Below are 12,018 nucleotides of genomic sequence, written 5' to 3'. Positions count from 1 at the left end.
GCGGTACAAGGGAGGTGATCACGCGCCGACGGAAGGACGTCATGATGGGTTTCGAGGGCAAGGTCGCATTCGTGACGGGAGCGGCGCGGGGCCAAGGACGCTCGCACGCCGTCGCATTCGCCGAGGCAGGCGCCGACGTGGTCGTCTGCGACCGGTGTTCCGACTCACCGGTGGTGGGATATCCGCTGGCGACCGAGGAGGACCTCGCGGAGACGGTGCAACTCGTCGAGGCGACCGGTCGCCGCGCCGTCTCTGCGACACTCGACACCGCCGACCGTCCGGCGATGGACGCGCTGGTGGCTCGTGCCCACGCCGAACTCGGGCGGATCGACATCGCGGTCGCCAATGCCGGGGTGTCGGTCGCGGCACCGGTGTACCGCATGCCGCAGGAGATGTGGGACGAAGCGATCGCGTCCAATCTCACCGGGGTGTTCAACACCGTCGCCGCGGTCACGCCGGGGATGATCGAACGCGGCTACGGTCGTATCGTCACGGTGTCGTCGATGCTTGGCCGAGCGGGCAACACCAACATGGCCGCGTATGCGGCGTCGAAGTGGGGCGTGATCGGCCTGACGAAGAGCGCCGCCCTGGACCTCGCGCAGAACGGCATCACCGTCAACGCCGTCGCCCCGGGCAACATCTCCACGCCGATGATCCACAACGACGCGCTCTACGGGATGCTGCGGCCCGACCTCGAACATCCGACCGCCGACGATGTCGCTCCGGTGTTCACCTCCCTGCACGCACAACCGGTGCCGTGGCTCGACCCGGCCGAGGTCACCCGTGCGGTTCTGTTCTTCGCCGACGAGGCGTCCGCACACATCTCCGGCACCGTGCTGCCGATCGACGCCGGCAACGCCGCCCGGGTGACGGGCTGAGCGATCCTCCCGGCGGAGCGATGAGAAAACCCGTCGAACCGTGTCGGTCTCTTCGTGCACACTGTGCTCACCACCACAGTCAGGGGAGAAACTGATGGCCGACGCCATAGTTGCAGAAGGACTGATCAAGACATACGGGCAGCTCAGAGCGCTCGACGGGGTAGATCTGCGAGTGCCGGAGGGGACGGTCACCGCGCTGCTCGGGCCCAATGGGGCCGGAAAGACCACCACGGTGCGGGTGTTGACGACACTGCTCGTCCCCGATGCCGGTCGCGCCGAAGTGGCGGGATACGACGTCCTCACCGAGGCGCGAAAGCTCCGCTCCAGGATCGGAGCATCGGGGCAGTACGCGGCGGTCGACGAATATCTCACAGGCTTCGAGAACCTCGAGATGGTCGGCCGGCTGTACCACCTCGGCGCCAAACGCAGTCGCCTCCGGGCACGCGAGTTGCTCGAACAGTTCGATCTCGAAGAAGCGGGCGATCGCCCGGTCAAGGGTTATTCGGGCGGTATGCGACGCCGCCTCGACCTCGCCGGTGCGCTCGTCGCCGATCCTCCGGTGCTGTTCCTCGACGAACCCACGACGGGTCTCGATCCGCGGGCCCGCCTCGGGTTGTGGGACGTCATCGACACCCTCGTGCAACGCGGCACGACGCTGCTGCTGACGACGCAGTACATGGACGAGGCCGAACGCCTCGCCGACGACATCGTCGTGATCGATCGGGGCACGGTCATCGCCCGCGGCACGGCCGACGAGCTCAAGAGCCGCGTCGGTGGCGAACGCATCGAACTCGCCGTGACCGACACCGATCAGCGCGACCGCGCGGTTCGCGAGCTCGAATCGGTGGCGTCCGGGGAGGTCAGGGTCGAGCGCAGTACCGGCCGCATCACCGTGCCGGTCAGCGGCGACTCGGGCGGCGGAACCGACGGGCTCGTGATGGCGCTCGGGAAGCTGTCGGCCGCGGGCATCCGGGTCTCCGACGTCGCACTGCGGAAACCGACCCTCGACGACGTGTTCCTCACGCTCACCGGTCGCGGCACGGACGAGAAGGTCGAGGAGGCGGTGTCGTGAACACACTCGAGATGGTCGCATCCGACGGCCTGACCATTGCCAAGCGCAACATGATCAAGATCAAGCGTGTGCCGGATCTGCTGGTCTTCACGACGCTGTCGCCGATCATGTTCGTGCTGCTCTTCGCATACGTCTTCGGCAGCGCGATCGACGTTCCCGGCGTCTCGTACCGGGAGTTCCTCATCGCAGGCATCTTCACCCAGACGGTCATCTTCGGATCCACCTGGACGGGCCTCGGGATGGTCGAAGACCTGCAGAAGGGCATCATCGACCGGTTCCGGTCGCTGCCGATGGCCCCGTCCGCGGTGCTCATCGGACGCACCAGCACCGACGTGCTGATCAATGTGCTCAGCCTCGTGGTGATGTCGTTGACCGGTCTTCTCGTGGGGTGGCGGATCAACACCTCGGTCGGTGAGGCGCTCGCCGGCTACCTGTTGCTGTTGTTGTTCGCCTACGCCCTGTCGTGGGTGATGGCCGTGATCGGCATGTGGATCCGCACACCCGAGGTCTTCAACAACGCGAGCTTCATGGTGATCTTCCCGCTGTCGTTCATCGCCAACACGTTCGTCGACCCGTCGTCGATGCCGACGGTGCTGCGCGTCATCGCCGAATGGAATCCCATCTCGGCCGTCACGCAGGCGGTCCGCGAACTGTTCGGCAACACCAATCCCATGGTGCCGCCCCCCGACGTGTGGCCCCTGCAGAATCCGGTCCTCGCGTCGCTGATGTGGACAGCGTTGATGCTGATCGTGTTCGTGCCATTCGCGATCCGCAGGTACCAGAAGGCCGTCAGTCGCTGACCGTCGGCGTTCGGCCGGCGGGTGGGTTCATCCCGGGTAGGGCGCGTACTGGCGCTGACGCAACAGCGTCGCCAGGTGTACGGCGTTGCGGGCGACGGATTCGGTGGTCGAGCGCACCGCTTCGGGGATCTCGTCGAGATCCTTGAAGTCGGTGCCTGACATCGCCTCGCCGTTCCAGTAGGTCGAGCTCTGCGCAGGGATCGAGAAACCGATGTCGTTGAGGCTCTGGAACAGGTCGGCGACGATCTTGTGCGCGCCGTCCTCGTTGCCGACGACTGCGGCGATCCCGACCTTGCCCACCATGCGTGGACGGTTCTCGTCGTCGGTGTTCGACAGTTCGGCATCGAGCCGCTCGAGGACGCGCTGGGCGACGCTCGACATGTGTCCCACCCAGGTCGGTGTGGCGACGAGCAGGATGTCGGCCGAGACGATGCGCTCGACGATCTCCGGCCATTGATCCCCATCGCCCATGTCGGCTTCGACACCGGGCTTGACGTCGAAGTCGACGACCCGGACGGTTTCGACGCTGACGTCGTGCTTCGACAGTGCGTCGAACACGTGCGCCACCATCTTGTCGGTGCTGGACTCGGCGGGGGACGGCTTGAGCGTGCAGTTCAGGGCCACGGCGTGCAGTGCTGTCATGTGCCCGGGATACCCGAGTTACACCACGACAATCACCTACAACACGACAGTCAGCGACCGCGTGCGGCCGCCCAACTGTCGATCGCCGCCGAGAACTCGAACGAGGTGGGCAGCAGCGCCACCTGGTCGGCCGGGCCGGGCTGCAGCGGGCCGAGTTCCTCGAGACTGTGGTTGGCGGTGGTGAAGTGCTCGAACTGCAGGTCGGTGTGGGCGAGGGCGTTTCGCAGCGGCTCGACCTGCGCGCAGTTGATGTTCAGGTCCTTGTCGGAACAGGTGAGCAGCACCGGGGTGTCGGCCGCCAGCTCCGCGGCGAGCTCAACCGGGTCGAGCTGGTCGGACTCGAAGAGGAACTTCGCGTTCGCGGGGTTCATGCCGAACTGCGCGAGGATCGGGTGCAGATCGGTGGGGAAGGCCCCGGTCGTCCGCAGCGACTCGACGGCACGCGGCAGGTCGGCCCGGACCGCCTCGCCGTCGGGGCCGAGCTGTCCGGAATCCACCACGGCATTCAGCTGGGCGGTCAGCAGGTCCAGGTAGCGCATCGGCAGCGGAGCGAGAAGTGCGAAGCCGCTTCCGATACCGCGATCGGCGAGTGCGAGCGCGGTCAGTGCACCCTCGCTGTGTCCGAGGACGAGGATCTCCTCGGGGGAGATTCCGGTGTGTTCAGCGAGCAGACGCACCGCGGCTCCGGCGTGGTCGACCTGCTCGGTGAAGCCGTACTCGCCGATGGTCTCGACCGTGTAGGACCCGAGGCCCGTCTCACCGGCCCCGATCTTGTCGAAGCGCAGGCTCGCGATGCCGTGGGCGGCGAGTGCGTCCGCGGTGCGCACCAGGGTGTCGGCCGCCCAGCCGGGCTGGTTGCCGTTGCGATCGGTGGTGCCGCTGCCCGGGAGCAGCAGTGCGGCGGCCACCGCGGCTCCGTCCGGGTTGCGGAGGCTGCCGTGGAAGGTGGTGCCGTCGGCCTCGAAGGTCACCGGGGCGTCGGTGCCGTTCGACACGGCGACCGAACCCGTGTCGGGAAGGGCCACCGCGGTTCCCGCGAGTGTCACACCTCCCGCGAGAACCAGCACGGGCACAGCAGCAGCACCGATCCACCTTCGCACGTTCCGCATGGTGCGAACCCTAGCAAAGGACTGCGCTGTGCCCGTGGTGAGCGAGGACGCCCGTGGGAGATCAGGGGAGCAGGGTGTCGATGAAGGTGTTGCTGAAGACCCGATGCGGATCGAGACGGTTGTAGACCGCGCGAGCCGAATCCCAGTTCTCGTCCGAGGGAACACCTTCCCGGTAGGTGTCGGGCAGGCCCTGCGTCAGGATCTGCTCGTCGGTGTACGGCAGGTCGGGACCGAACGCCCAGCCCTTCGACCATTCCGGCCGGAAGGTCGAGTCGCTTCCGTTGTACCGCTGCCGCATCCACTGCTCCATCTCCCGGTAGAAGGCGAACATGCCGGGAGTTCCCGGGACACCGAGAACGTTGAGCCAGATGGCGGTGTCCCATTCCGGGTGGTCGGGACGCGGGCGGGTCGACGCGATCGTCGGCGGTCCCGCCGACGGGACGAGGACGTCCTCCGGCCGATCCAGTCCGCAGCACCGGATTTCGACCGGACCGTTGAGAGGGAACTGTCCCAGGCTGCGGTAGTGCTCGATGCGCTCGGAGAACCAGTGCGCGAAGTCGTGGATCACGTTGGCGATGTTGGTGCGGTTCGTGAGCACCGCACCGCCACCCTCGGTCAGTCGCAGGGTGGTCGCCTTGATGTAGAACTGCAGATCCTTCGACCAGCCCCAGATGTCGGACGATCCCGTCGCTGCGAGACCGGCCACGGTCACGCCGTAATAGGTCTGACCGAAAGCCGGTGCGATCGAAGTGTTCCCGGCCGTGATGTGCCCCAGCAGGTCGGTGATCGGTTCGGGCACGTTGTCGGAGAACGGGTAGTTGTACGGCCCGGTGACCTCCCGCGAGGTGGCCGGCTTCTCCGGTGCGAGCGACCACACCTTCATCCACGGACGTTCCGTGAACGGATACCAGATCGCCTCGGCCCGCCCCGCCGAATCGACGAACGACTCGAAGGTCCGACCCGGCGAACCGGCGGGGGAGAACAGTTCCTGCCAGGTGATGTCGGTGAAGGACTGGCAGCGCATGCGATAGTTCGGTCCGGCCTGCAACGTGACGGACGTGATGAACGTCCGGCCGAGATGCGTGAGCAGCGGGGTGATCTCGGGATCGGCGCGGGTGAAGGTACGCAGTGCGTAGGCGCTGCCGTCCCACACGACGGCGGTCAGTTCGGTCACGAGATTGCTCAGCGACCCGAAGGTGTGACCGGGGAGGGTGGATTCACCGTTGGCGGGCAGGGCGGCGCCGTGCGCGTTGACGGCGAGCGCCCCGGCGATCGACAACACCCCGGGCGCAGGAAGATTCGCGAGTCCGAGACCGTGGTCCTGCAATGCAGTGGTGATGACGTCGAGCGTCGCGCCGGGACCTGCCGTGACGGTCGCGGGGGAGCCTCCGGGGTTCACCTGGACCCAGTCGAGATGGAGCATGGTGTCGGCGAGGATCACCCGGTCGACGGGTGCGCCGTTGACGATCGTCAGCGGTGTCCAGCCGTGCATGGCCCCGCGCGGACGGATGGTGTATCCGTTCTCGTGCGCCCAGTTCACCAGGCGCACCACGTCGTCGGGGGTGCGAGGCGCGCAGGTCCAGATGGCGTCCAGCATGATCTCCTTGGACCAGTTCTGGTACGCCTGCTGGTAGAGATCGATGCCGTCGGGGAACACCGGGGGAGTGGGGAGCGTCGAGGCCGCGGACCCGGAGGGGACGGCATGTACCGGGGTCCATCCACCGAGGGCGGAGACCGCCAACGCACCGGCGCCGGCCGCGAGGAAACCGCGCCGCGACAGGCGCGGCGACGAATCACGAAGTGTCATGTTCGAATGTCGCTCTTTCGGGAGGGCGTGGCGATCACGCCACGGTGAGTACCACGTCGGCCAGGGCAGGGTCGAGATCGCGTTCGATGACGGAGACGGTCACGAGTTTGCGGTCGCCGTCGTTCCACACGCGCACCCGGAGGGTCTCGCCGGGGAAGACCACACCGGCGAACCGGGCGCGGAATCCCTTCACGCGCGATGCGTCGGCGTCGAGCAGACCGTCGGTCACCGCCTTGCACACGATGCCGTAGGTGCACAGCCCGTGCAGAATCGGTGCCGGGAAGCCCGCCGCGGATGCGAACTCGGGATCGGAGTGGAGGGGATTGCGGTCGCCGCACAGGCGGTAGAGCAGCGCCTGCTGTGGAAGGGTCGGCACGTCGAACTCGGCGTCCGGTTCACGATCGGGATACTCCACCGACTCCGACGGGCCGCGCTCGCCGCCGAAACCACCCTCACCGCGGGCGAAGATCGACGACCGCGCGGTCCACAGGGGATTGCCGTCGAGATCCTCGGTCACCGATTCCTGCACGACGACCGCGGCCTTGCCCTTGTCCCACACCTCGGCGATGCGGGTGACCGTGCGGCCCTTGCCCGAAGCGGGGATGGGCGCGTGCACGGTCACCTCCTGGCTGCCGTGGACGACCTTGGCGAGATCGATCTCGATCCCGGGGAACGAGACCTTCGGCGGCTCGACCTGGTGGAAGGTCGCGGCGACGGTCGCGAAGGTGGGGAGTACCTGGGGACCCCTGTCCCGGAGGTAACGCAGTTCACCCGCGTCGGTGGGATGGGACCCGGCACCGATGCCGAGGTTGTAGAGCTGGACATCGGTGCTGCTCCACTCGAACTCCTGAGCGGGCAGTTCGGCTCCGACGGCAACCGAGGGATCGATGGGCACGGGTACTTCCTTTCTACGGCTCGAACGCGAGTCGATCGGGTCACACGGTGTCGGCGGATTCTCGCAGCTCTTCGGCACGTTCGTCACGCGTGCGGTCCAGGATGTCCAGGGCCGCGAGATAGCCGAAGGTCATCGCCGGTCCGATGGTGGCGCCGGGCCCGGCGTAGGTGTGACCCATGACCGGGGAGCTGGCGTTACCGGTCGCGTACAGGCCGTCGATCACGCTGCCGTCCTCGCGCACCACCCGGCCATGGACATCGGTGACGAGCCCGCCCTTGGTGCCGAGATCGCCGGGGACCACCTTGAACGCGTAGAACGGGGCCTTGTCGACCACGCCGAGGCTCGGATTCGGCTTGTTGCGCGGATCCCCGTAGTAGTGGTCGTAGTGGGATTCGCCGCGGCCGAAGTCCTCGTCCTTGCCGGCCCGGGCGAAGCCGTTGAACCGCTGCACCGTCTCGGTGAGGGCGTCGGCCGGTACCCCGATCTTCTCGGCGAGTTCGGCGACGGAACCGGCCTTGACGAGCACCCCGGCCTCGAGCCACCGGCGGGGGAAGGGAGTGCGGGGGGTGATGCCGGCGAAGGTGTAGCGGTCGCGGTAGCGCTGATCGAGGATCAGCCAGCTGGGGATGTTCTCGCCCGGTCCCTCGCCGCGGCCGTGCTTGCCGCCGTACATCGCATGCGTCGCTTCGACGTAGGGCGCCGACTCGTTGACGAAACGCTTGCCTGCGGCGTTGACCATGAGGCACCCGGGGAGGCTGCGTTCCGACAGTGCGAACCACGGGCCGCCGGTGAGAGTGAAGGACGGTCCCCACCAGGCATCGTCCATGAAATCGACTGCGGCGCCCAGCTTCTGTCCGGCGCGGATGCCGTCTCCGGTGTTCGCCTTCGCGCCCACGGTCCACTCGGTGCCGATCGGCTGACGCTGGTACTGCGCCCGCATCTCGGCGTTGTGCTCGAAACCGCCGCTTGCGAGGATCACGCCCTTGCGGGCACGGATGACGCACTTCTCGCCGTTCGCGACCACCTCGACGCCGCGCACGACCCCGTCCTCGACGACGAGGTCGGTGAGCGCCGTCTCCAGTAGCAGGGGCACACCGGCGTCGCGCAGACCGATCCGCAGCCCGGCCATGAGCGCCTGGCCTCGGACGAGCAGGTGCTTCTTGGTGATGTTCGCCCAGACGAACCGAGCGCCGACCCGCATGGCGCGAACCGGTCCGCGCGGATTCCGCATGAGCAGGTTCAGCCACTTGTAGTCGGCCTGGGTGATGACGAAGTTCTTGGGAGCTCGGGCGTAGTCGGGTTCGAGGAGAGCGAGATCCTCGCCGAGACGGCGGCCGTCGAAGGGCGCCGGTTCAACCGAACGGCCACTGGGACGTCCGCCCGGCGCCTCGGGGTAGTAGTCGGAATAGCCCGGTACCCATTGCAGTTCGAGGGCGCTGTTCTTCAGGACGAAGGAGAGCATCTCCGGTCCGCGATCGATGTAGGTGTCGATCTTCTCGGCAGGTACGCCGTCGCCGATGATGCTGTGGAGGTACTTCCGGGCTTCTTCGGGGGTGTCGTCCACCCCGGCGGACTTCAGTGCCTCGTTGTTGGGAATCCACACACCGCCGCCCGATCGGGCGCTCGACCCGCCGTAGCGCGACGCCTTCTCGATCAGGACCACGTCGGCGCCCTTGCGGGCTGCGGTGATGGCGGCGGTCATTCCGCCGGCACCGCTGCCGACGACAACGATGTCGTACTCCTGCTTCGTCATGTAGAACACGTTATAGAAATGGCGGTGCCGAGTCCATCCCCGAATGCGAAGAGTCCTGGACGTGAAGCGAAGACGCGGTGACGCCGACACTGGAACGCGATATCGCCGGCCGACGACGAGCGACGGCACCGTCCGATAGGGACGGTGCCGTCGCGGGGTCGATCGGGGTCGGAATCGGTCAGGTGGGTGATCCGTCCGGTACGGGAAGGGTGCCGTCGAGCACGGCCCGGTCGATGCTCTCCCGGAGCCGCGGACACCCTTCGCGCGGTGTGATGGACAAGCCTCGGAGCGAGGCGGTCTCGCGGAAGGTCGGGCACACGGTGTCCGGATCCTCCTGCCACTGCACGCTCGTGTGCGACAGGCTGTTCTTGCGCACCAGCACGCAGGTGCCGCACTCGCGGCACTGCACCTCGTGCTGACCCGAATCCAGATAGTTGATCTTGTCGATCGCGGTCTGGGCGGCGACGGCCTCGGCCCGCTCGGGCCACTGGGAGAAGTCCGGGGACTTCGCCCATCTGCTCCGCCGGGTCGAGGCACTCATCGTCACACCTCCGCTTCCTGCTTGCCCTGTTCTTCCTCGCGCTTCCTACGCTCGAGATTCTCGGCGACCTCCTTCTCCCAGGCCTCGTTGGCCTTGGCGGTGTCGACCTCGAACTCGAAGCGGCCCGTCATCTTCTCCGTCACGTCGGCGACGTCGACGTAGAACTGCTCGTACCAGCGGCGGAGCTGGTAGACCGGACCGTCCTCATCGCACAGCAGAGGATTGTCGATCTTTGTCTTGTTCTTCCAGATCTCGACGTCCTGCAGGAAGCCCTCGCCGACACCCTCGGTGAGCTTGGCGGCCAGCACGTCGGACTGCTCGGGTGACATGCCCTGCGGCTTCTTGACGATGATGCCGTACTGCAGCATGAACGAATCGTGCGTGATCGGGTAGTGGCAGTTGATCAGCACGGATTCGGTCTGGTACCCACCGTAGTTGTTCTTCAGCGGATTGATCATGTAGGAGGGGCCGTAATAGGCCGCGTACGACTCGAGCGTCGACTCCAGCCCGTACTGCGTCGCCATACCCTTGTCCGGCCGGCCGCGGGTGTTGAGGTACTGCTCCGCGATGTGCCCCTCGAAGACGTTCTTGAAGAACGTGGGGAAGGCGTAGTGGATGTAGAAGAAGTGCGCCATGTCGACGACGTTGTCGATGATCTCGCGACAGTTGGAACCTTCGATCCGGATCTGGTTCCAGGTCCAGTCCGTCCACTCGTCCGAGCCGTACTGCTCGATCTCGGGGATGGTGACCTCCGGAGGCGGGGTGTTGCCCTCGGGGTCGTTCCACACGAACAGCTGGCCGTGCTTCTCCATCGTGATCCACGAACGGGTGCGGGCCAGCGGGGGAACACGCTTGGCGTACGGGATGTCCGTGCACTTGCCGTTGCCGCCCCAGCGCCAGTCGTGGAACGGGCACGCAACCGAATCGCCCTTGATCTCGCCCTGTGACAGGTCGCCGCCCATGTGGCGGCAGTACGCGTCGAGCACCTTCGCGTCGCCGTTGCTGTCGGCCCACACCACGAGTTTCGTGCCGAAGGCCTCGACGGCGTGAGGCTTGCCGTCCTTGAACGTGCGACTGAGGCCGAGGCAGTGCCAGCCTCGCGCGAAACGCGTCCGGACCTCTCCGACGTCGATCTCGCGAATCTGTGCCATGTCCGCTCACTTCCCTCCGGAAATCTCTTCTAGAACACGTTATAGAATTCGCGTCCCGAGGGGAAGGGTTCGGGGACTTTGGTCCCGCCACAGAGATTGTCTACCTGCGGGTGCGGCGCGTCTCGACACGAATAAGAACATGTTCTAGTCTCGGTACAAGCGATCAATTCCTGAACAGACGGGAGCGTCCAGTGGGTGACCACGACAGCCACGAGGTACTGCAGCGGATCGACGCTCTGCTGCCCACGCTGCGAGAACGTGCGCAGGAGGCCGAGAATCTGCGCCGGGTGCCCGACGACTCGATCAAGGAGCTCCAGGAGGCCGGCTTCTTCAAACTTCTGCAACCGGCCCAGTGGGGTGGATACGAGGCCGATCCCGTCACCTTCTTCACCGCGGTGCGCAACATCGCGAGCGCGTGCGGCTCGACCGGATGGGTCTCCGGCATCATCGGCGTCCACAACTGGCACCTCGCACTCTTCGACCAGCAGGCCCAGGAAGAGGTCTGGGGCGACGACACCGACGTCCGCATCTCCTCGTCCTACGCGCCCATGGGTGCCGGTGAGGTCGTCGACGGCGGATACAAGGTCAACGGTGCGTGGGCCTGGTCGTCCGGATGCGACCACGCGAGCTGGGTCGTCGTCGGTGGCCCGGTCATCAAGGACGGCCGCCCCGTCGACTTCGGCAGCTTCCTGATCCCTCGTTCCGAGTACGAGATCGACGACGTGTGGCACGTGGTCGGCCTGCGCGGCACCGGATCCAACACGATCAAGGTCAAGGACGTCTTCGTCCCGCGCCACCGCTTCCTCAGCTTCAAGGCCATGAACGACCTCGCCTCGCCCGGGCTCGAGCGCAACACCGCACCCGTCTACAAGATGCCGTGGGGCACCATCCATCCCACGACCATCTCGACGCCCATCGTCGGCATGGCCTACGGCGCGTACGAGGCGCACGTCGAACACCAGGGCAAGCGTGTCCGTGCGGCGTACGCCGGCGAGAAAGCCAAGGACGATCCGTTCGCCAAGGTGCGCATCGCCGAGGCCTCCAGCGACATCGACGCGGCCTGGCGCCAGCTGTCGGGCAACGTCGCCGACGAGTACGCCCACCTCCTCGCCGGCGAGGAGGTTCCGATGGAACTGCGGCTGCGGGCGCGTCGCGACCAGGTCCGCGCGACCGGCCGTGCAATCACGTCGATCGACCGTCTCTTCGAGAACTCGGGTGCCACCGCACTCGCGGACGGCACACCCATCCAGCGTTTCTGGCGCGACGCGCACGCCGGTCGTGTGCACGCCGCCAATGACGCCGAGCGCGCCTACGTGATGTTCGGTGCCGCCGAGTTCGGTCTGCCGATCACCGACACGATGGTCTAGGGG

At 66.7% G+C, this 12,018-nt stretch carries 11 protein-coding genes; 4 read left to right on the top strand and 7 right to left on the bottom strand.

The features are described 5' to 3' along the window. Window positions 1-41 precede the first annotated feature (41 nt). The 3 genes from BLV31_RS23185 (at window position 42) to BLV31_RS23175 (ending at window position 2,750) form a co-directional block, all read left to right on the top strand. A complete protein-coding gene (locus tag BLV31_RS23185) occupies window positions 42-878 on the top strand; it encodes a mycofactocin-coupled SDR family oxidoreductase (RefSeq protein ID WP_174556294.1) in 837 nt (278 codons plus the stop codon). Between the two features lie 94 nt (window positions 879-972). Next, a complete protein-coding gene (locus BLV31_RS23180) occupies window positions 973-1,950 on the top strand; it encodes a daunorubicin resistance protein DrrA family ABC transporter ATP-binding protein (RefSeq protein ID WP_033096913.1) in 978 nt (325 codons plus the stop codon). Between the two features lie 11 nt (window positions 1,951-1,961). Next, the gene (locus BLV31_RS23175; protein WP_170318477.1) at window positions 1,962-2,750 is read left to right on the top strand and encodes an ABC transporter permease; all 789 of its coding nucleotides are present in this window, start codon (window positions 1,962-1,964) and stop codon (window positions 2,748-2,750) included. A 27-nt stretch (window positions 2,751-2,777) separates the two neighbouring features. Here the strand turns inward: BLV31_RS23175 and BLV31_RS23170 are convergent, their stop codons facing one another. The 7 genes from BLV31_RS23170 to BLV31_RS23140 form a co-directional block, all read right to left on the bottom strand. Next, window positions 2,778-3,392 (bottom strand): flavodoxin family protein, encoded by a 615-nt coding sequence (locus BLV31_RS23170; protein ID WP_006550457.1) that lies wholly within the window; start codon window positions 3,390-3,392, stop codon window positions 2,778-2,780. 50 nt (window positions 3,393-3,442) lie between these two features. Next, a complete protein-coding gene (locus BLV31_RS23165; protein WP_248846300.1) occupies window positions 3,443-4,501 on the bottom strand; it encodes an alpha/beta hydrolase family protein in 1,059 nt (352 codons plus the stop codon). Window positions 4,502-4,562: 61 nt separating this feature from the next. Further along, entirely contained in the window at window positions 4,563-6,308 is a 1,746-nt protein-coding gene (locus BLV31_RS23160) for a cholesterol oxidase substrate-binding domain-containing protein (protein ID WP_064061663.1), read from the bottom strand. A gap of 34 nt (window positions 6,309-6,342) precedes the next feature. Next, a complete protein-coding gene (chsH3, locus tag BLV31_RS23155; RefSeq protein ID WP_064061664.1) occupies window positions 6,343-7,203 on the bottom strand; it encodes an enoyl-CoA hydratase ChsH3 in 861 nt (286 codons plus the stop codon). A 40-nt stretch (window positions 7,204-7,243) separates the two neighbouring features. Next, the gene (gene kstD / locus BLV31_RS23150) at window positions 7,244-8,956 is read right to left on the bottom strand and encodes a 3-oxosteroid 1-dehydrogenase (RefSeq protein ID WP_174556293.1); all 1,713 of its coding nucleotides are present in this window, start codon (window positions 8,954-8,956) and stop codon (window positions 7,244-7,246) included. 178 nt (window positions 8,957-9,134) lie between these two features. Beyond that, window positions 9,135-9,497, bottom strand: coding sequence for a hypothetical protein (locus BLV31_RS23145; RefSeq protein ID WP_064061666.1), 363 nt, complete (start codon window positions 9,495-9,497; stop codon window positions 9,135-9,137). 2 nt (window positions 9,498-9,499) lie between these two features. Next, window positions 9,500-10,648 carry a 3-ketosteroid-9-alpha-monooxygenase, oxygenase component gene (locus tag BLV31_RS23140; protein WP_064061667.1) on the bottom strand — a complete coding sequence of 383 codons (1,149 nt, stop codon included), beginning with the start codon at window positions 10,646-10,648 and terminating at the stop codon, window positions 9,500-9,502. A 191-nt stretch (window positions 10,649-10,839) separates the two neighbouring features. Between BLV31_RS23140 and hsaA the strand changes: the two genes are divergently transcribed. Further along, window positions 10,840-12,015, top strand: coding sequence for a 3-hydroxy-9,10-secoandrosta-1,3,5(10)-triene-9,17-dione monooxygenase oxygenase subunit (gene hsaA, locus BLV31_RS23135; protein ID WP_006550450.1), 1,176 nt, complete (start codon window positions 10,840-10,842; stop codon window positions 12,013-12,015). The last annotated feature ends 3 nt before the right edge of the window (window positions 12,016-12,018 follow it).

The sequence above is a fragment of the Rhodococcus pyridinivorans genome (assembly GCF_900105195.1).
GTDB lineage: Bacteria > Actinomycetota > Actinomycetes > Mycobacteriales > Mycobacteriaceae > Rhodococcus > Rhodococcus pyridinivorans.
This window is presented reverse-complemented; position numbering and strand designations above follow the sequence as displayed.